The organism is Aeromonas sp. QDB34, assembly GCF_027705405.1.
Taxonomy (GTDB): domain Bacteria; phylum Pseudomonadota; class Gammaproteobacteria; order Enterobacterales; family Aeromonadaceae; genus Aeromonas; species Aeromonas hydrophila.
Genome location: NZ_JAPDBT010000001.1, coordinates 304083 through 325235 on the forward strand (window position 1 = coordinate 304083; position 21153 = coordinate 325235).

Genomic DNA, 21153 nt, shown 5'->3' on the forward strand with positions numbered 1-21153 from the left:
GATAAAATAAGCGCTCACAAAATGACCCGACCTGGCACCGGGCCCGCTCAATATTTGCTGGAGGTTGTATGGCCGAGCTGCGTATCGAAAAACCCACCGTCATGACTCAACTGGAGGGAACCGTCTTCGTCATTCATGACGATGGCACCGTAGTGCGCGCCAGGGCCGGCGTCTTGTTGCAACCGGGCGACCGGATCCTGAGTGGCGAGGGGGGTGGCTACCAGCTGGCCGACACCGTCGAGCTCGCTCATCAGGAGGAGGCTGCGGCTGGAGTCGCGTCGTCCACCGCACAGCCAGCCGAGCCGACAAGCGGTGGCGACAGCGAGCTGGCCGCCCTGCAGGCGGCGATCCGCGCAGGCACCGACCCCACCGCCCAGTTCGAGGCGAGCGCCGCCGGCAACCCGGCGGCAGGCGGCACGATCGGTGGCGTGGCCGGTTCCAGTTCCGGGGGCTTCGTGGTGGTCGATCGCACCAATGACGCCACCCTGGCCGAGGCCGGCTTCGACACGGATCACGCCGACATGCCCAGGGGCGACGAGCCGCTGCTGGAAGGCGAGCGGGATCTGTTTGCCGCCATCACCATCACCGAGCCGCAGACCAGCGACAACATCATCAACGCCGACGAGGCGACCGGCGTCATCATCCGCGGCACCGTGGAGGATGTGGAAGTCGGCCAGCCGGTCACCGTCACCCTGCTGGATCAGGATGGCAACCGGCTCACCGTCACTACTGTGGTGCTGCCCGGCCTGATCTGGGAGGCCAACTTTGGCGACCTCACCGGTAAGCTGGTGGACGGCCCCCTCATCATTCAGGCCGATACCCAGGATGCAGCCGGCAACCGGGCCAGCGATCTGGGCCAGACCCTGCTCGATACCATCACCACCATCACCCTCGATCTGGCCGATGAGAGCGACACCGGCGCCAGCCAGAGCGATGATCTGACCCGCGACACTACCCCGCTGCTGCAGGGCAAGGGGGAGCCCGGCGCCACCGTTACCCTGTCTCTTGGCGGCAGCGTGCTCGCCACTCTCACCGTCGATGGCAACGGCAACTGGCAATATCAGCTGCCCGATACGCTGGCAGACGGGGCCCATGATTTTCGGGTCGATTCGGTGGATATCGCCGGCAACCGGGCCAGCGACATCCTCACCATTGAGGTCGATACCCAGGCCGCCATCGACATCGATGATCTCGACGCGGCAGCTCTTTTTGGCAACGGCAATGCCACCCTGAGCGGCACCACCGCCAATGTGGAAGCAGGTCAGAGCGTCACCATCACCCTGGTTGGCAGCAACGGGCAGGCGCTGCTCACAACCTCCGCCCTGGTGGGGGCCGATGGCCGCTGGCAGGTATCAGGTCTTGATCTCTCTGGCATCACGCAATCTTTTGAGGTGCGCGCCAGCGTCACCGATCTGGCGGGCAATTCGGCCTTGGACGGGGCGCCGCTGATCGGCCAGAGCGAGACGCTCACGCTGTCCGAAGCCGGGCTGGCCGATGGCCCGGTCACGGCGACCGGCAGCCTCAATACCGGTGCCGGCATCGATGGCAATCTGCAGGTCACCTTCGCCGCTGACCAGAGTGCATTGGAAGGGTTGGGGCTCGCCAGCCAGGGCACGCCGCTTGGTTACTCCGTGAATGGCCAGACCCTGACCGCCACTGCCGGTGGGGCGACTGTCTTCACCCTGACCCTTGGCAATGACGGCAGCTATCGCATCGTCTGGAGTCAGAGCCTGGATCACGGCCAGGATACCCTGCGCCTGCCGTTCAACCTCGAATATCGCGACAGCGACGGTGATCTGGTGACAGCGCCGCTGGTGATCAATCTGCTGGACAGCAATCCGCCGAGTTTCGAGATCCAGGCCATCACCCTCACCGAGGATGACTTTATCAACGGCGCCGCCGTGATCGGTGAGAGCCGCTTCGTGGTTGGCCACACCGCCGATCCCCTGCTGGCTGACTCGCTGGTGTTCAGCCATCAGAGCGACACCCTGGCGACCCTCAATGGCTCGGGTCTGGCCAGCGATGGCCATCCGCTTGTCTTCGAATTTGCCGATGATCGCACCCTGCTGGGCTACTACCCGGGCAGCAATGGTCAGCGGGTTGAGGTGTTGCGTGCCCAGCTGCTGGCCGAACAGCAGGGCAGCGATGTGGGCGGTCGGGTGGTGCTCACCCTCACCGGTCCGCTCGATCATCAGAGTAGCGACAGCCTCTCGCTGGGGTTGCAGGTGAGCGCCAAAGAGATCGATGGCGACACCACCAGTGCCAACTTGATCCTGACCATCGACGACGGCAGTGATCCTTCGCTTGGTTTCGACAAGGGCGTTTCGTTGCAAGAAGGGGGCAACCAGAGCATCGATGGTCAGCTGCCGGTCACGGTAGGCAGCGATCGTCTGGTCTCTCTCACCTTTGAGGCAAGCCAGCCGGCCCTGGCGGGCCTCACCAGCGGCGGCAAGCCGACCAGCTATCAGGTGAACGGCAATCTCCTCACCCTGCTGGACGCAGAGGGCAAGGGCATCCTGACCGTCACCCTGGATCTCGATGGCAAGTACCATCTTGAGCTCAACGGCGTGCTGGATCAGCCGGTGGCCACCGACAGCATCAAGCTGGGCCTGCAGGTGGTGGGGCGCGATTTTGACGGGGACCAGAGCAACCTCGGCACCCTCAACATCACCATCACCGACGGCGTCTTGCCGCAGGTTGGCCCTGTTTCCCTGACCCTCACCGAAGACAGCGACTGGCAGCTGGGCCAGACCCTTGGCGGCGAGCTTGCCATCACCGCGGGCAGCGACCCGCTGGTGAGCATCGCGTTTGATGCCAGCCAGCCGGGCCTACAGGGATTCACCTCGGGTCAGCAGAGCGTGACGGTGACGGTGGCCGATCATCTCATCGAGGGGCGTACCCCCGATGGCCAGCTGGTGTTTGAGCTGACTCTCGGCAACGATGGCAAGTACAGCTTTAACCTGTATCAACCGCTGGATCAGGGCAGTGCGGATGCGCTGCTGACGGCGGGGCTGACCCTGACCGACAGCGATGGCGACAAGGTCTCCTCCACCATTACCGTGGCGGTGGGGGATGGCGCCAACCCGACCATCTCCGCCGTGACCGGCACCGCCATCATCGAGATGGCGCAAGGGGAGGCGGCCGCGGTCAGCACCATGAGCTTCGTGGTGACCCACGGTAGCGATGCCCTCGATCCCGCATCCCTCGGTTTTGACATCGCCACCATCCAGAGCACCCTGACCGGGCTCACCAGTTACGGCAATCCGGTCAGCTTCTCCCTCGATGGCAACGGCCAACTGGTTGGCACAACGGCGGATGGTCGCGAGATCCTGCGCGCCGAGCTGAGCCTGATCGAGCAAAGCGGCAACTGGAGCGTGACCGCCAAGGTCACGCTTATGGGCGAGCTGGATCATCAAGGGAGCGAATCCCTCAACCTGCCGCTGGCGGTCACCCTGGCCGACAAGGATGGCGATCGCATCGGTACCACGCTGCCGCTCACCATCGCGGATGGCAAGGCGCCGAGCTTTATTCCGGGCACCGGTGTGACCCTGGATGAGGGTGACCTCACCGGCAGCAACAGCCTGAGCCAAACCGGTCACTTTGATGTGCAAGCTGGGTCGGATCGGGTGGTGGAAGTGGCGTTTGCGGATGCCAACGAACAACCTGCGCTGACCGCATTGGGTAAACCCGTGCAATACGAGCTGGTTGATGGCAACAGCGCCATTCCCGGTAGCCAGCTGCTAAAGGGCTTTGTGATGGTGGATGGCGAGCGCGTCGAGGTGTTTGAGGTGCGGCTGGTCGGCACGCTGGATCAGGCGGGCAAGAACGGTTTTGACTATCAAGTGACCCTCTATCGGGGGCTCCATCAGGGCGCCAGTGAGGTGACCGAGTTGCCCATCAAGGTGATCGTCAACGACTACGACAAGGCGGGCGGCAACAACGACAGCACCAGCGGCACCCTCGCTATCCAGATTGGCGAAGGGGAGAAACCCACGCTGACGCTGACCGGCGTGACCCTCGGCGAAGGGCGCTTTGATGGGGCCGCCAACAACCAGACTGCGGATGATCAGCAGGCCACCGGCACGATCACCATCACCGCCGATTCCGACCCCGTGGTCGATGTGCGTCTGGCCTTTGCGGGCCAGGTGGTGGATGCCAACGACAACCCCATCACCCACAATGGCGAGGCCTTGACCTGGCAGGCGGTGGGCAGCGATGGCCACAGCTTCCAGGCGGTCACGGCCGGCGGCCTGGTGGTGATGACGGTGACTCTGGGGCTGGTGCCGGCGACCATAGGCGCTCATACCAGCGCGACCATCGATTATCAGGTGACGGTGCATACCAACCTGGATCACGGCGCCGATGACCAGCTTGAGCTGACACTGCCGGTGCAGGTGACCGACAGCGATGGCAGCCAGAGCCAGGGCGCCACCACCATCAGGGTGACGGATGGCGTGGATCCCGTCATCTCGGCCATCGACGCGGTTGCAGTGAAGGAGTCTGCCCTCGATGGCGCTGCCGGCCAGCATCCGGGCACCATGCCCTCCGATCAGGGTGAAACCGCCAGCGGCAAGGTGACCATCAGCGCCGGTTCGGATCGGGTTGCCTCCCTTGAGCTCGACGTGGCCGCCTTCAATCAGGCCAATCAGCTGACCTCCAACGGTCAGGCGGTGACGTTGGCTGCCCACAGCCCGAACTGGTATCTGGCCACGGCAGAGGGTGGCAAGGCAGTGTTCTGGATCCACCTCGACGTCAGCGGCAGTTACAGCGTCTATCTGGTGGGGCAGCTCGATCACGGCGTGCAGGGTAAAGATGATCTTGCCATCGTGGTGCCACTGTTTGTCACCGATCACGATGGCGATCGCAGCCCCAATGTCAGCGTGACCGTGACGGTGCAAGATGACATGCCCATTGGCACCGTGCTGGCGCATACCCTGAACGAGGGGAGTGCCACCGTCAGCGGCGATCTGCTGCCAGCCGCCAACGAAGGGGCTGACGGCGCCCGGGTCGAGTCGATCACCATCAATGGCCAGACCCATGCCGTCAATGGCTCCCTCACCCAGAACGTGATGAGCCCGGATGGCAAGCAGGTAATGGGTTCTCTCACCATCTCGGCCGATGGCAGCTACCGTTTCACGCCGGCACCCGGCTTTGATCACGACAATGCCGAGCTGAGTCAGGTCATCACCGCCCATCTGGTGGATGGCGACGGTGATTGCGCCGACAGCACCCTGACCCTTCATCTGCGGGACGAGCCGGTGAGCTTCACCGTCACTGCGGCCACCGGCAACGAAGATCAGGGGGCGCAGGATCCGGCCGCCGGCATCCCCATCAACATGCAGCTCGATATAGGCGATTTCGACCGGGGCGAGCATGTGGAGCAGCTCCTTGTCCAGGCGCCGGCCAATGCCCATGGCACCTTCTATTACAACGGGGTTGCCCTTGCCACCACCGCGGATGGCAACTGGTTTATCGTCCCGCCCGCGGCCATGGTCACCAGCGATAACGTGCACTACAGCGCCCAGGGGGTGACCTTTGTGCCGGATGCCAACTGGTCTACCTGGAGCAACCAGGGCCAACCGCTGCACTTCCAGGTGCAGTTGCAGGTGGGGGTGACCGAGGGGGATGCCCCTGCTGCAGTCACCGGCGATCTTGCCATCACGGTACGCGGCGTGGCCGACAAGCCGGTGTGGGACGCAGGCCACACCAGCAAGCACTACGACATCAGCGAGGACAGCAGTGGCATCAAGCTCAATGTGAAGGCGGGCCTCATCGATACGGATGGCTCCGAGACCCTGAGCTACCAGATCAAGTGGGAGGCGGGCAAGGGTACGCTGATGCTCAACGGGGCTGAGATCAAGCCAAACGCCAGCGGGCTTTACAGCGTCTCTGCCGCCAACATCAACAAGGTGAGCGTGGTTCCGGCCAAGGATTTCAGCGGTGACATCAAGCTGTCGGTGACCCCGATCAGCACGGAGAAGAGTCCGGTTGCGCCGGGGCAGGGAACGGCGCAGGGAGAGAAGATTGAGCTGGTGATCAACGTCAATCCGCTGGCGGATGACGCCAAGCTCATCGTGCGCGACATTCAGGGCAAAGAGGATACCTTGCTCGATCTGGGCAGCAAGATTGGCCTGGCCCACCTGGGTGACACCAGCGATGGCTCCGAGCAGCTCTTTGTGCGCATCGGCGGCCTGCCCGTCGGGGCGACGCTGCTGCTGGGAGGCGTTGCCGTCAGCCAGCATGCTGCCGGCTATTACGAGGTGCCCTTTGAGCGCATCAACGAACTCAAGCTGCTGCCGCCGAAAAACAGCAACGTTGATTTCGATCTGACCATCAAGGGGGTAGTCAAAGACAGCGCCACCCTGACCGATGCCAATGGCCAGACCCACATCGTGGTGAACGAGAAGGAGACCGGCTCCCAGACCCTGCATGTGGATCTGGTGGGGGTGGTGGACGAGCCCCATTTCGACCTCAATACCTCCGGCTGGACCGCCGATGGCAATGGCTACACCACCACGATTCAGGAGGATGGCCGGGCCCCGCTGGACTTCAAACTGACCTCCGGGGAGTGGACCGACACCCCGCTGGATCATTCGGAAACCTTGAACCTGGTGCTGGAAGGGTTGCCGGAAGGGGCCCGGGTATTTGATGGCAGCGGCAAGGCGTTGACTCTCACGTTTGCCGGGCTCGATGGCAAGGGCAACCCCCTCTATCAGGTGGACGTGTCCAACCTTGGCAACCTGCAGATCCAGCCGCCGGCCAACAGCACCGCCGATATTCACCTCATCGGCCACGTGGTGGTGACCGAAAACGACGGCGACAGCAAGCGCTTCGACGTGCCGCTCACCATCAAGGTGGAGCCGGCCATCGATGCCACCGACTACGCCAAGACCAGCCAGGGTCTGGAAGATGCGTTTACCGTGCTGGACTGGCAGCCGACCCTCACCGATGGCGCCGAAAAGGTGACGGGGCTGAGTCTCTCCGGGGTGGAAGATGGTTACCAGATCTGGCTGCGCGCCGGCGGCGTGGAGAGCCAGCTGAGCGTGCTGGATGGCAAGCTCACTCTGACCGCGGCCGAGCTCGACAGCCTGCTCACAGGGGGCCAACTGCTGGTGAAGGCGCCGGAGGACAGCGATCGGGATACCACTCTCCAGAGCCACGTCACCGTGACCCAGCATGATGTGGATTCGGACGCGGTGGCCGAGAAGGTGATCGACGGCAATCTGCACGTCGATATTCAGGCGGTGGTGGAGCCCGATGGCGTGCTGACCCAGACCGGCGGGGCACTCGTGGGGCAGGGCGGTGCCGATATCGATCTGGCCGGGCGTTTCCTCTTTACCGATCTCGACCCCTCCAGTGTGGAGGAGATCGACTATCTGGTGATCAACCTGCCGGTGTTGAACGGTGGCGCAGGGGATCAATTCGTGGTGATCGGCGGCATCAACAACGGTGATGGCAGCTGGATCGTACCGGCCGGCAACCTCGGCAGCTTCCAGCTGCATGCGCCGGACGGGTTTGTCGGCAAGGTTGAGCCGATCCGCATCGATGCCATGGTGATCGACCGGGGCGACGATGGCGATGCCAGTGCCCATGCCAAGGTGAGCCTCACCACGGAGGCGACCTTCGAGGCGACGCCGACGACCAACAAGGAGCCGGCGGCGACTGTCGATATCGACGACCACGCCGTGCTGGTGGGCAAGGAGGATATCCGGGTCGATTTCGGCGCCCAGCTCAAGGGAGTGATCCACATAGGCGCCGCCGATCAGGCCAGCGACGAGGTGACCATCGTCCTCAAGGGGTTGCCGGCGGGCGTCACCATCAGCGGGGCCGAGTACAACATCTCGACCGGCGAATACGTCATCAAGGTGCCGCCGTCACTGGCGGGCCTCGAAGGGCTGACCCTCGGTTTGCCGCAGGACTTTGCCGGCTCGCTCGATATCGAGATGAAGGTGGTCAACACGGATACTGCCAGTGGCGACATCAAGGTCGACAGCAGCACGGTACGGGTCGATGTGGCCCCCGTGGTCGATGTGAATGGCGGCGCTGACGGCCACCCGGAGCTGACGCTGACCGTGCTGGATACCAACCATGACGGGCAGCCGGACAATCTGGAAGACAGCGAGATCCACCTCGATCTCTCGGTGAAACTGGCCGACATCAGCCCCTCCATCGCGAGTGGCGGCCTCGAAACCGTGGAGCGGGTCACCATCACGGTGGATGCCAAATATGGCTATTTCCTTGATGACAGCGGCCAGCCGGTCAATACCCTGATCGTGAGCGACATAGCGGCGCTCAAGGATCTGGTGTTTGTGCCCAAGGCGCACTTCAGCGGTCAGGTGCCGCTCGGCATCCAGGTCGATGTTGTCGATACCGCGTTGGTCGGCGGTCAGCTGGTGACTGACAGTGGCAGCTGGAGCGGGCAGGTCGGCTTTGAGGTGAGACCGGTCAACGACCCGGCTGTGCTCACGCTGCACGATGTATCGGGCAACGAGGATGGCGCCATCAGCCTGGCTGGCTTTGGTGCCGCCCTCATCGACAACGATGGCTCCGAGCAGATAGTGGCGTTGCAGATCAAGGGGGTGCCGGATGGTTTCACCCTCTCGGCTCCGGCGGTCAACAATGGCGGTGGTGTCTGGCAGGTCCCCGTGGGCACCGATTTTGCCAAGCTGACCCTGATCCCGCCGGCCGATTTCAGCGGCAGCGTGGATCTGTCACTCAGCGCCTTTACCCTCGACCAGGGGCTGGTGCTGCCGCTTGAAACCAGCGGCAGCTTCACCGTGACCGTCAATCCGGTGGGGGATGCGCTCATCAGCGATCTGCTGCCCACCGCCAGCGGGGTGGAGGGCGACAGGATCCTGCTCAATCTGGGGCTGGAGACCCGCGATACCCAGGCCACCGGCGGAAGCGCGAGCAATGTGCATGAAAATGGCGCCGAGCAGGTGCGGGTGACCCTCCGCAACGTGCCGGAAGGGGCCTCCATCGCCCTGCCTGACGGGGTAGCCGGTGAGGCCATCAGACTGCCGAACGGCGACTGGCAGGTGACCACGGTGGGTGGCAACCTGGCAAATCTGGTGCTGGTGACCAACGACGTCAATGGCACCCTCACACTCGAGGTGATCGCCCAGAGCCTGGACAACGGCGCGCTGGGGCCCGAGGTGAAGGGCAGCATCGATGTCACCATAGTGGCGGTCAACGACGCGCCCGAGAACATTCTGCCCACGGCGCCGCTGGTGGCCGAAGAGGATGTGCCTTACCGCATTGATGGTCTGCAGGTCAAGGATGTGGATGCGGGCAACAGCACCATCGAGGTGCGCCTCTCGGTTGGCCATGGCACCCTCACTCTGGCGGATGGCAGCGGGGTGACCCTCACTGGCAACGGCACGGGCTCGCTGGTGCTGAGCGGCTCGCTCGATGCCATCAATGCATTGCTGGCGGGCGGCGTGATCTATCTGGGTGAGCAGGACTTCAACGGCCAGGATCAGCTCACCATGGTGACCAATGATCGCGGCAACACCGGCAGCGGCGGCCCCTTAAGCGACACCGACGTGGTGCCCATCGAGGTGCTGCCGGTCAACGATGCGCCGGTCAATCAGCTGCCCGGCAGCATGACGGTGAAAGAGGATGGATCTTTGTCGCTATCCGGCATCAGCGTGAAGGATGTGGATGCCGGCAGTGCGCCCATGGCGATGGTGCTGCGGGTCGAGCACGGGGTGCTGACCCTGCTGGGGGCGGCGGGCGCGGTCTCGGTACAGGGAACGGGCAGCAACGAGATGACCCTGGTGGGATCGCTGGCCGACCTCAACCAGCTGCTGGCCGGCAACCTGCACTATGAACCGGCCAGGGATTTCTGGGGCGAGGACAACCTCACCATCACCACCTCGGATCAGGGCAACAGCGGTGCAGGCGGGCCCTTGAGCGACACCGATCAGGTGACCATCACGGTGACGGCCGAACCGGATCTGCCGAGCCTGACGGTGGGGATGCACGAGATCCATGCCCTGCAGGGCGCCATGGTGCCCCTAAATCTGACCGCCAGCGTGGTGAACCCGGCACCGGGCGAGCTGTCGCTGCGCATCAGCGGCCTGGCGGGGGCCCAGGTGCTGGATGAGCAGGGGCAGCCGGTCGGCCATGCCGACGGCAACGGTGACTGGCTTATTCCGGGTGGCCATTCGCTGCCGCTCTACCTGGACGGTCTGACGGCGGGAGACCATGTGCTGGGGCTGAGTGCCGAGTCGAGCGCAGGGGGGGCCACCATCAGCTCCCCCCTCGATACCGTGACCATCCATACCCAGGCCGGTCATACCCTGCTGGGTTCGGATCAGGGGGATTGGCTGTTTGGCAGCGCGGGGGATGATCGCCTGCTGGGTGGCAAGGGTGACGACATCCTCATCGGCGGCGCCGGCAGCGATCTCTTCGTCTGGCAGCAGGGGGATGCGGGGAACGCGAGCCAGCCCGCCATCGACACCATCACCGACTTCCATCCGGAAGAGGGGGACAGGATCGATCTGGCGGACCTGCTCAAGGGGGTGACCGACAGCAGCGTGGACGGCCTGCTAGGCCACCTGCAGGCGTCGGTGACCAGCGTGAGCAACGGCCTGAGCGACGTGAACCTCTCGGTATCGCCGGCAGGGGATGGTCAGGTGACCCAGCAGATCACCCTGAAGGGGGTGGACTTGAGCAGCTGGCAGCTTGGCGGTACCTCGTCCCACGACATTCTGCAGAGCATGCTGGATCAGCACAGCCTGATCATCCAGCACCCCTGATGGGGCGGATGTGAATGAAAAGAGCCGGCAATTGCCGGCTCTTTTTCTATCTGGTGTTTGCTTATCGGCCCCTTTGCCAGGGCGATCTGGCCCGGCATTGCAAGGGGATCACGCCAGTGCCCGGGCCAGCAGATGGATGGGGTGTTCACAAGGGAACGGCGTGCTCATCTCGATCTGCCATTTGCAGGTTTCGCAGTCGGTGATGACCAGATCGGGTTTGAGCCGGTTTATCTGATCAAACAGCCCTTCGCCGATGGCCTGGCTGGTCTGGTAGTTCTCCGACTTGAAGCCGTAGGTGCCAGCGATGCCGCAGCACTGGGAGTCCAGCACGGTCACCTTGACCCCTGGGATGGCGCGCAGCAGCTCGAGGGTATAGATGACGCCCCCCATCTTCTCCATGTGGCAGGGGGTGTGGTAGGCGATGTGCAGATTGAGCGGCTTCATCGCCGGCTTGTTGCCCTTGTAGAACTCGTTCCACAGGAAGCGGGTCACCAGCGAGATGCGATCGCGCACCTTGTGGTTGTCCTGCTCCAGCAGGTGGGGATATTCGTCGCGCAGGGTGAAGCCGCAGGTGGAGGAGGTGGCCAGCAGCGGCATCTCGTTGCCAAGCAGGGTGTTCTCCAGCTGTTTGATGTTGAAGGCCGCCTGCTGCTTGGCCTTGTCCATGAAGCCGTTGGCAATCAGCGGCACGCCGCAGCACTTCTCCCGCTCCAGCAGCTGGACGCCGATGTTCATGGCGTTGAGCACCTGCACCAGCTCCTTGCCGAGCTGCGGGTGGTTGTAGTTGACGTAGCAGCCGTGGAAGTAAGCGATCTGGCGCTCGAAGCGGGCCTGACTCGCTTTCTGCTTCTTGTACCAGCCGCGGAAGGTACCCTGGGAGTATTTGGGCAGATCGCGGTGGGAGGAGACCCCCAGCGCCTTGTCCAGCACAAGCTTCATCGGCTTGAGGCCGGTGGTGAAGTTGACCACCGGGGCCATCAGGGTGGACATGCTGCCCATCAGATCGGTGTGGGAGAGCACGAACTCGCGGATCCCCGGCTTGAAGCCGCTGTACTGGTGCTTGGCCTTGGCGATGATGTCGCCGATGCGCACCCCGCTCGGGCAGGCCACTTCGCAGCGCTTGCAGTTGGTGCAGTACTTGAGGGCGCTGTCAAAGAGCTCGGGGCTCTTGATGCGCAGCCGCTCCCCATCCGGGCCTGCCTGCTTGGGGCCGGGGTAGGCCGGGTTGGCCTTGGCCACCGGGCAGTAGGCGGTACAGACGGTGCATTTGATGCACTGATCGAAAGTTTGGTTGGCATGATCCAGTAGCATGTCAGTTCTCCTCCCGTTGGGTATGAAGGCACGGGATGTGGGACAAAATCATCATTGGGCTGAACTCAAAATGTGACCGGCAGCCTGCCAGCCGGTGGCAACGGCCACGCCGGAGCCGGAACCTTCTTTGATGGGATCGTAGTGCGCCAGCACGCTGCCGGCGCCGTAGAGGTTGGTGAGTGGTTTGCCGCCACGCAGTACCCTGAGCTTGTCGTCGGTCTTGACCCCGAAGCCCATGAAGGGGTGGTGGTCGAACAGGCGGCGGCCAGCCCAGGCGTCGCGCTCGGGCAGGCTCAGCACATCGGCGTTGAAGATGGGCTCGCGAATGCCGCGCAGGCGGGACTCCAGCCCGCGGCTGAAGAAGCTGCCGGAGGCGAGCACGAAGTGGTCCGCCTCGAACAGCTGATCGTCGCCATTCTGGCTGTGCACGCCAATCACCCGGTCACCGTCATAGCGGGCGCCCAGCACCCGCTCGCTGGTGAGGAAGGTGCCGCCAAGGGCCATGAAGCGGCGCTTGAGCGCCTCCTGCATCCGCATGCCGATGAGGGACGGCGGCATGGTGGCCACCTCTTTGATGATGCAGCCGGTGCGCTGCTCCAGCTCCGCCAGGCGCGGGCCGACCAGCCCCAGTGACAGGCAGGCGGGCAGCACCAGGTGGTGGCAGCGCGGCTCGCCGCTCTCCTGCACCAGGCGGCTGATCTCGCGGGCCAGATCCGTCAGCAGGTCACGCTGGCCATTGCCCTGCTTGTCGAACAGGCGGGCGATGTCGGCGGAGCGAAACTCGTGGGGATTACGGCTGAACTCGGCCAGCTGGGGCAGGCGGAGCTCCCCGGTCAGGATGCGGCAGTGGGCGAAGCGCGTGTGGGTCGCCAGGTTGGCGGCCGCGAGCTCGGGGTGAAAGTCGCGAAATCCCTCCAGGGTGGCCAGCAGGATGGCGTCGGGGGCCGGCGCATCGGTCACGCAGGCGCAGGTGTCGGGGGAGAGCCAGGTGGCTTTGAGGGTGCCGATGGGGGTCAGCCGCTGGTGGTTGCGCTCCTGGCGAAACAGCGGCAATCCCTGCGCGGCGCAGTGGCGCTGCAGATCATCGAGGCTCGCCGCGATATGGGTCAGCCCCACCTTGTTGTAGGGATGCTCGGGGTTGGCGGCCATGAAGGCGGGCAGGGCGGCGCGGGGATCCCCCTCGCTCTCCAGCAGATCGACCGAGCCGGAGGAGAAGTGCAGGGCGCTCTGGCCGGAGGCCATCAGCAGTGTCTTCTGGCCGGCTTCGGCCAGGCGCAGGGCCGCCGAGAGGCCCGCCATGCCGCCGCCGATAACGATGCTGTCAAATTTCATGGCTGCGCTCCTTGGTGGGGGTTGCGGTGCTGGCGTCGAGCGGGAAGGGCGGCTCGGCCACCAGGTGGGGGGCCGTCCACTCGCCAAGGCCGAACAGCCCCTCGTAGATCCAGTAGGTAAATTCGGCTTCGCGCAGGGCATCGCCCCACAGCACCGGGCGGGTACCCTTGTAGCGCTCCTCCAGGAACTGGCGCAGCATGACGCAGGCCTGACGGCCGTCGGCCTTGCCATACTCCTGCATCAGACCGGCGGCGCGATAGGCGCACAGCTCCCCCTGACAGGGGCCCATGCCGAGGCGAGTGCGGCGGCGCAGATCCACCAGGTTGTCCACATCCAGCTCGCGCAGGGCGTATTCAATCTCGCCGGCGGTGACCATTTCGCACTCGCAGATGAGGGCGTTGGCCTTGGGATTGTCGCGGAAGAAGGCGATGACCCGCTCGCCGTGGCGGTACTGGGCCGAGCCTTCGGCCGGCACCGAGAGGCCGGGGGCGGAGACCTTCTCCGGATCCCGTGAGCCGGGCAGGCTCAGTTCGGCGGTGCGGCAGGGCTTGCTGTTGCCCAGCTTCTTGGCCAGCAGATCGGTGGCCCATTCGGCCATCAGCCGGTAGGTCATCAGTTTGCCGCCGGTGATGGTGTTGAACCCCTTGAGGCCGTCACGTTCGGCGTGATCCAGCAGCACTATGCCACGGCTGATGTTGCGGCCGGACTCGTCGCCATCCACCGCCACCAGCGGGCGAACGCCAGCGTAGGCGCGCAGCAGACGGGTGCGGGCCATGATGGGGGCGAGCTTGATCCCCTCGCGCAGCAGCACCTCCACCTCTTCAGGCTCGACGGTGAGCTGGTCAATCTTGTGGTAATCGATGCGACTCGACGTGGTGCCGATGAGGGAGATGGTATCGCCCGGCACCAGGATGTCCGCGTCCGCCGGTTTGCGGGCGCGGTTGAGCACCAGCTGATTGATGCGGTAATCCATGATGAGCAGGGATCCCTTGGCCGGGAACATGCGGATGCCGAGATCGGCGTATTCGCAGATCTGCTGGCCCCAGATGCCGGCGGCGTTGATCACCTCCTGACACTCCACCTCGAACGCTTCACCGGTACGGGTGTTGATCGCCTTGACCCCGTGCACCCGATCCTGGGTGCGCAAAAGCCCGAGCACCTTGCTGTGGGTGAAGATGCGGGCGCCGTGCTCCTTGGCATCCAGCACGTTGGCGGCGGCCAGGCGGAACGGATCGACCGTGCCGTCCGGCACCTGGATGGCGCCGATCAGCGCCGGGTTGGCGTTGGGTTCCATGCGCAAGGCTTCGCGGGGATCGAGCTGACGGGTTTCGATCCCCGCGCGGGCACAGGCATCCATGAAGGTGGTTTGGAAATTGATGTCATCTTCCGGCAGGGTGAGGAAGAGGCCGCCGGTGTCCTCGACGCAGTGGCTGGCGATCCGCTTGAGGATGCGGTTCTCCTGAATGCACTCGCGGGCGGACTCCTGATCCGTCACCGCGTAGCGGGCGCCGGAGTGGAGCAGGCCGTGGTTGCGGCCCGTGGTGCCGGCGGCGATGTCGTCCCGCTCAAGCAGGATGCAGTCGATGCCGCGCAGTGCGCAATCGCGCATGATGCCGGCTCCGGTGGCGCCACCCCCTATGATGACGACTTGTGTGGTTATTCTTTTCATTCTTGCCCGTCTCATCTCTTCCAGATGGTGCCAGTGTGGCCTGTCTCTGGGCGAAAATGTTTGATATGGGCCAAGTTAATGTTCGCAAACGCTCAAGTTAAGGGGTGTTAATGAGCAAATCGTGATTGTTGTCACACTCCAGCAACAGCAGAGGGGGCCGCCGGGCCCCCTCTGTCGACACGAGTCACGGCGCTCAGCCGCAGCACTTCTTGAACTTCTTGCCGCTGCCGCAGGGGCAGGGGTCATTGCGCCCCACCCGCAGCGGCGCCGGATCCTGCTCGCCGTCGGTGTAGACCCAGCGCCCCTGATGGCGCACGAAGCGGGAGCGCTCATGCAGGCAGTGGCGCGCTTCACCTTCCATGAACCAGGCCTTGAACTCCACCATGCCGAGGGTGTCATCAGGGCCGCCCTGGCTGGCGATGATCTCGAGCCCGTTCCATTGGGTGTCGGTCTGGGCGAGCTGCTCCGCAGTCAGATCCCCCAGATAGTCAGGGTGCCAGCTGTGCACCAGGTACTCCCCCAATCCCAGCACGAAGGCGCTGTAGCGCGAGCGCATCAGCTGCTCCGGGGTCTGGGCGGCGGCGCCCCGATGCAGTGATCCACAGCACAATTCGAGAGAAAGAGTTGAACCGCAAGGACATTTGTTCATGTGTCTGGCCATCAGAGTCGATAGATATAGAGGGCGGGGATTGTAGCGAAAGCGGGTCCCCGTCGACCAGCATCCTATACTGGTCTGGTAGGAACGGAACGCCCATAAAAATAGCTGCAAGGATGTGAAAGATGACGCTAAAGCAGAAAATTCTGTTGTTGGGAGCCGTCCCCGTGCTCCTGATGGCCCTGGTGGTCAATCTCAGCAACTACATGATTTCAAAGAGTGACCTAGAAGCCGATCTGGTGGTGGCGCGAGAAAATGCCATCAAGGATCGCAAGGCGTTGCTCAGCAGCTACCTGATGCTGGCCAAGACTGCCATCGATGCCGTCTACAACCAGCCGGACAGCCCGGCGGTGCGCAAGCAGGTGACCGAGCTGCTGCGGCCGCTGCGCTACAGCAGTGACGGCTACTTCTTCGTCTACGACTTCCAGGGCAACACCATATTGCTGCCCACCCGCCCCGAGATGGAAGGCAAGAACCGCTGGCAGGACAAGGATGCCAAGGGCAAGCTGCTGATCCAGGAGATCGTCAAGGCGGCGCGCCAGGGGGATGGCTTCTCCGAATACTGGACCGCCAAGCCCTCCATCGGCCGGGATGCGCCCAAGCTCTCCTTCAACCTGGTGCTCGACAAGTACCAGTGGGTCATCGGCACCGGCTTCTATATCGACGACATCGACAACGAGCTGGCGGTGCTGCGCACCGAGCGCGAGAGCAACATGCGCGACTCGCTGCAGAGCAGCGTGCTGCTGATCCTGGTGATCCTGGGGGTGACCCTGGCCGCCACCGTGGTGATCGGCAACCGGGTCACCCGGCCGCTGGCGGACGCGGTCTCGGCCCTCAACGACATCGCCGACGGGGAGGGGGATCTGACCCAGCGCCTCAAGGTGCAGAGCCATGACGAGATTGGTCAGCTGGCCACCGCCTTCAACCGCTTCGTGACGCGGATCCAGTCGGTGGTGAGCCAGGTGGGGGAGACCAGCAATCATCTGTTCAGCGCGGTGGAAAAGCTGCACCACCTGAGCGAGCACTATGACCATCAGATGCACGGCCACAGCCGGGAGACCGATCAGGTGGTCACCGCGGTGACCGAGATGAGCTCCACCGCCCAGGAAGTGGCGGCCAGCGCCTCCAACGCGGCGACCGCCACCAGCGATGCGGCGCGCGAGTCCGATGCCGCTCGCGGCGTGGTGGGCACCGCCATCAACAGCATCAACCGGCTGGTGGGCGAGGTGCACACCGCCTCCGGCGTCATCGAGCAGCTGGCGCAGGAGACCGCCAAGATAGGATCCGTGGTGGAGGTCATTCGCGGCATTGCCGAGCAGACCAACCTGCTGGCGCTCAACGCCGCCATCGAGGCGGCCCGGGCCGGCGAGCAGGGGCGCGGCTTTGCGGTGGTGGCGGACGAAGTCCGATCGCTCGCCGGTCGCACCCAGCAGAGCACCAAGGAGATCAACGAGATGCTGCAGCGCCTGCAGGGCGGGGTGAAGCAGGCAGTGGACGTGATGCAGGCGAGCGAGGAGCGCAGCCAGGAGACGGTGCAGGAGGCGAGCCACATCGCCACCTCCCTCGACAGCATGGTGATGGCGGTCAGCACCATCAACGACATGAACATCCAGATAGCCACCGCCGCCGAGGAGCAGCACGCGGTCTCCGAGGAGATCAACAAGAACCTGGTGGCCATTCAGCAGATCGTCAGCGAGCTGACCGACGCGGCGGTCGAGTCCAACAGCACCACCCGCGATCTCGCCAGCACCGGCGACAAACTGCGCAAGCTGGTCTCCCAGTTCCGCTACTGATGGGGTGACAAGAGGGGGATGTCCCTCACAAGATGCGGCCTGAACCCCGGTTCAGGCCGCACTTTATTTGGGGATTGACCAATAATATGTGAAAATTGCCCCCCTCTGTGTCAGCCCTTGCCCCGTACCCTATGAATGAGATCGTGAAAGGCAGTATCGATTTGATCCGTCAGCTCAACTATGGCCTGGTCTACGCCAGCCTGGAGGAGCACAAGGAGCTGTCCCGTACCGATCTCTCCCGCTTGACCGGCCTTTCGCCTGCCAGCATCACCAAGATCACCCGCGAGCTGCTCGACGGCGGTCTGGTGGTCACCTGTGGCGAGAGCTCGGTGGGGCGCGGTCGCCGCCAGACCTTGCTGCGTATCAACGAGCGCCGCTTCCAGTTTCTTTCCATGCGCCTTGGCCGCGGCTATGTGGACATGGCGCTGTTCGATCTGGCCGGCCGCTCGCTTGCCCGTCATCGCCATGTCTTCAGCGAAGGGGAGCGCGCCGACCTGCTGGCCAGCCTGGTGCGGGCCATCGAGGGCTTCCTGCCCAAGAAGGCGCTGCGCCTCGCCTGTATCGCCCTCTGCCTGCCGGGCCAGGTGGAGCGCCACTCCGGCATGGTCAAGCACTTCCCCTTCTACGATCTGCGCAACTGGCCGCTCGGTCCCACCCTGCAGGAGGCGTTCGCGGTGCCCGTGCTGGTTAGCGGCGACGTGCGCACCTGGATCCAGGCCGAGCGTGAGTGGGGGGCCGCCAAGAATTGCGCCGATGCGGTGCTGGTGTTCGTGCACAACGACATCGGGGTCGGCATGGTGGTCAACGGCCAGCTCATCGAGAGCGAATCGGCCCTGCTCGGCGATCTCAGCCACCTGCAGCTCGAGCCCTACGGTCAGCGCTGTTATTGCGGCGGCTTTGGCTGTGCCTGCACGCTGGTGACCAATCAGGCGCTCGAAGCCCAGTACCGGGATCTGCGCGAGCGGATGCAGGAGTACGATCTGCCGGAGAGCGTCACCATCCGCGAGCTGTGCGAGCTGGCGCTGGCGGGCAACAGCCTCTGCCAGGACATCCTCCATCAGGCGGCGGGACGGCTCTCCCGGGTGCTCTCCAACCTCATCTGCCTGCTCAATCCGGGCAAGCTGCTGCTGGGAGGCGAAATCACCCGCGCCGATCGGCTGCTGTTCCCCATGCTGCACCAGTCGCTGGCAAGCCAGCTGCCGGCCGAATACCTGGTGCGGCTGCAGATTGAATCCACCCACTTTTACGAAGATCCCACCAAGCCCACCTCGGTGCAGGTGCACAAGGCCCTGCGCGATGGCAGCCTGCTGCTCGACTTGTTGCGAGGCGACAAGGAGGCATGAAGCTGGGGTTGCAAGGACGCATCCTCCTCATGCTCTGTCTGGTCAGTCTGTTGCAGCTGGTGCTGCTGAGCGGGGCCAGTTACTACTATGTGTCCGAGCAGCGCTACCGCGAGGTGGGGGATCAGGCCCTCGACGTGGCGCGGCTGGTGGCCCGCGAGCCGGGCGTGCTGGCCGGGGTGAAGCGGGCCGACACCGCCCGCCTCAACGTGCTGGTGGAGCGGATCCGCGCCGAGGTCGGCGCCAGCTACATCGTCATCGGCGATAAAGAGGCGCGCCGGCTGGTGCACCCCAATGCGGATCGCATCGGCCAACCCATGATGGGGGATGATCCGAAGCGGGCGCTGCAGGGGGAGGCCTACATCTCCCGCGCGCAAGGGTCCCTCGGGGTCTCGGTGCGCGGCAAGAGCCCCATCCGCGATGAGCTCGGCCAGATCATCGGGGTGGTCTCGGTCGGTTATCTGGTGCGGGATATCGAGGCGGACCTGCAGGGTTTCCTGCGTTTCGGTCTCGCCATGACCCTGCTCATCGTGCTGCTCAACAGCCTGGCCGCCGCCTGGCTGGCCCGCCGTTACAAACGTGCCATCCTTGGCTTTGAGCCCGAGCAGATCGGCCGCCTCTATGCCGAACTCGACTGCACCCTGCGCACCGTGCGCGAGGGGATACTCACCATCGACGAGCAAGGGCGACTCACCTCCCTCAATCCCAATGGCATCCGCCTGCTGCGCCTCGACGAACAGACGGCCCGGGCTGCCATCGGCCAGCCCGTTACCCGGCTGCTGCCGGAGAGTCGGATGCTCTCCCTCATTCAGGATCCGCGCCCCCAGTTTGACGAGGAGATAGTGCTCAACGGCCAGTCCCTCATCGTCAACCGGCTGCCGCTGGTTCGCGATGGCAAGCTGATCGGCGCGGTGTCGAGCTTTCGGCGCAAGGATGAGCTGGCCGAACTGAGCGCCCAGCTCTCCCAGGTGCAGGCCTACAGCGATCTGCTGCGGGTGCAGACCCACGAACACCACAACCAGCTCGGCACCATCGCCGGGCTCATCGAGCTCGGGGCCACCCGCGAGGCGCTTGCCTTCATCGGGCGGGAGGCGGCCACCGAGCAGAGCCTGCTCAGCTTCCTGCTGAGCGCCATCGCCAAGCCCAAGGTGGCCGGCCTGCTGCTCGGCAAATACCACAGGGCTCACGAGCTGGGGCTGGTGCTGGAGGTGGACCCGGACTCCCGCCTGCACGACATCCCCCTTCGCATCAGCGGCTCCCAGCTGGTGACGGTACTGGGCAACCTCATCGACAATGCCTTCGAGGCGACCCGTCGCCACGGCGCCCCCTACCAGCCGGTGCGGGTGGCACTGAGCGATCTCGGCCAGGATCTGATCCTGGAGGTGGAAGACGGGGCGGGGGGGATCGATCCCGCGCTGGCGGATCGTTTGTTCGAGCGGGGAGTCAGCAGCAAGGCGGAGCCGGATCACGGCATCGGCCTCGCGCTGGTACGCAAGACCCTGGATGCCCTGCAGGGGCAGATCACCATCGAAGCCACGACGCAGGGGAGTTGCGTCGTCTGTTACATTCCCAAGGAGGTGTGAGTGATCAAGATCCTGATCATCGAGGATGACCCGGCCATTGCCGAGATCCACCGCCGCTTCGTGCAGCGGCTGGCGGGGTTCGAGGTGCTGGGGGTGGCGCTCACCCTGTTCGATGCCAGAGAGCAGATAGAGATCCTCAAGCCCGATCTGGTACTGCTGGACGTCTGGCTGCCCGATGGCGAGGGCTTTGCCCTGCTGCGGGAGCTGCGCCAGGCGGGAGCTTCCCTCGACGTGATACTGCTGACTGCGGCGCGGGAGGCCGGCGCTCTGCAGGAGGCGATGCGGCTCGGGGTGGTGGATTTCATCCTCAAGCCCGTGGTGTTTGAGCGGCTGCGCGATACCCTCGACAAATATTGCCAAAGCCGCGCCGCCCTGGCGGCGCTGGCCGACATCGATCAGCAGGCGGTGGACGCCCTGCTGGGGACGCCGTTGCAGCAGGTGGCGGCGGGCGGCCTGCCCAAGGGGATCGACGGGCTCACCCTGCAGCGGGTGCTGGCGGCGCTGGGGTCACAGGGGGCCAGCGCCGAGGAGATCGGCGGCCGGGTCGGGGTGAGCCGCACCACGGCGCGCCGCTATCTGGAGTTTCTGGTGGGCCAGCAGCTGGCGAGCCCGGAGCTGGAGTATGGCACCGTGGGCCGGCCGGAGCGACGTTATCGCCAGCCCTGAGCGGGATAGCCACCCATCTCGTCTTGCCAATAAAAAGAGCG

The 21153-nt window shown here is 64.5% G+C and carries 9 protein-coding genes; 5 read left to right on the top strand and 4 right to left on the bottom strand.

Annotation, left to right across the window (positions count from 1 at the left end):
• Positions 1-68: 68 nt before the first annotated feature.
• Positions 69-10763, top strand: a complete 10695-nt coding sequence (locus OKC29_RS01420) for a retention module-containing protein (protein ID WP_073350074.1) — start codon at positions 69-71, stop codon at positions 10761-10763.
• Between the two features lie 108 nt (positions 10764-10871).
• Here OKC29_RS01420 and glpC read toward each other — a convergent pair whose 3' ends face one another.
• The 4 genes from glpC to OKC29_RS01440 all read right to left on the bottom strand — a co-directional run bounded on the left by glpC (position 10872) and on the right by OKC29_RS01440 (position 15736).
• A complete protein-coding gene (glpC, locus tag OKC29_RS01425) occupies positions 10872-12074 on the bottom strand; it encodes an anaerobic glycerol-3-phosphate dehydrogenase subunit GlpC (protein ID WP_011706293.1) in 1203 nt (400 codons plus the stop codon).
• 51 nt (positions 12075-12125) lie between these two features.
• Positions 12126-13406, bottom strand: coding sequence for a glycerol-3-phosphate dehydrogenase subunit GlpB (gene glpB, locus OKC29_RS01430; protein WP_016350550.1), 1281 nt, complete (start codon positions 13404-13406; stop codon positions 12126-12128).
• The gene (gene glpA / locus OKC29_RS01435; RefSeq protein WP_073350076.1) at positions 13396-15075 is read right to left on the bottom strand and encodes an anaerobic glycerol-3-phosphate dehydrogenase subunit A; all 1680 of its coding nucleotides are present in this window, start codon (positions 15073-15075) and stop codon (positions 13396-13398) included. Before glpA ends, glpB begins: the two co-directional genes overlap by 11 nt.
• A 193-nt stretch (positions 15076-15268) precedes the next feature.
• Positions 15269-15736 (bottom strand): YchJ family protein, encoded by a 468-nt coding sequence (locus OKC29_RS01440; RefSeq protein ID WP_333562755.1) that lies wholly within the window; start codon positions 15734-15736, stop codon positions 15269-15271.
• Positions 15737-15855: 119 nt separating this feature from the next.
• On the opposite strand from OKC29_RS01440, the gene OKC29_RS01445 reads away from it, so the two are divergent.
• From OKC29_RS01445 to OKC29_RS01460, 4 genes are all read left to right on the top strand, one after another.
• Complete coding sequence (locus OKC29_RS01445) at positions 15856-17523, top strand: methyl-accepting chemotaxis protein (protein WP_011706289.1); 1668 nt, start codon at positions 15856-15858, stop codon at positions 17521-17523.
• Between the two features lie 131 nt (positions 17524-17654).
• Complete coding sequence (locus tag OKC29_RS01450; protein ID WP_024944477.1) at positions 17655-18866, top strand: ROK family transcriptional regulator; 1212 nt, start codon at positions 17655-17657, stop codon at positions 18864-18866.
• Positions 18863-20446: an ATP-binding protein gene (locus OKC29_RS01455; RefSeq protein ID WP_073350080.1), complete on the top strand. Its 1584-nt coding sequence runs from the start codon at positions 18863-18865 to the stop codon at positions 20444-20446. The genes OKC29_RS01450 and OKC29_RS01455 overlap by 4 nt, the downstream gene beginning before the upstream one ends.
• Positions 20447-21112: a response regulator gene (locus OKC29_RS01460; RefSeq protein ID WP_073350082.1), complete on the top strand. Its 666-nt coding sequence runs from the start codon at positions 20447-20449 to the stop codon at positions 21110-21112. It abuts the gene before it with no gap.
• Positions 21113-21153 lie beyond the last annotated feature (41 nt).

What these genes read in the sequence shown, in the direction of transcription:
- OKC29_RS01420 (WP_073350074.1), top strand. Translation starts at nt 69, where the DNA reads ATGGCCGAGCTGCGTATCGAAAAACCCACCGTCATGACTCAACTGGAG.
- glpC (WP_011706293.1), bottom strand. Translation starts at nt 12,074, where the DNA reads ATGCTACTGGATCATGCCAACCAAACTTTCGATCAGTGCATCAAATGC.
- glpB (WP_016350550.1), bottom strand. Translation starts at nt 13,406, where the DNA reads ATGAAATTTGACAGCATCGTTATCGGCGGCGGCATGGCGGGCCTCTCG.
- glpA (WP_073350076.1), bottom strand. Translation starts at nt 15,075, where the DNA reads ATGAAAAGAATAACCACACAAGTCGTCATCATAGGGGGTGGCGCCACC.
- OKC29_RS01440 (WP_333562755.1), bottom strand. Translation starts at nt 15,736, where the DNA reads ATGGCCAGACACATGAACAAATGTCCTTGCGGTTCAACTCTTTCTCTC.
- OKC29_RS01445 (WP_011706289.1), top strand. Translation starts at nt 15,856, where the DNA reads ATGACGCTAAAGCAGAAAATTCTGTTGTTGGGAGCCGTCCCCGTGCTC.
- OKC29_RS01450 (WP_024944477.1), top strand. Translation starts at nt 17,655, where the DNA reads ATGAATGAGATCGTGAAAGGCAGTATCGATTTGATCCGTCAGCTCAAC.
- OKC29_RS01455 (WP_073350080.1), top strand. Translation starts at nt 18,863, where the DNA reads ATGAAGCTGGGGTTGCAAGGACGCATCCTCCTCATGCTCTGTCTGGTC.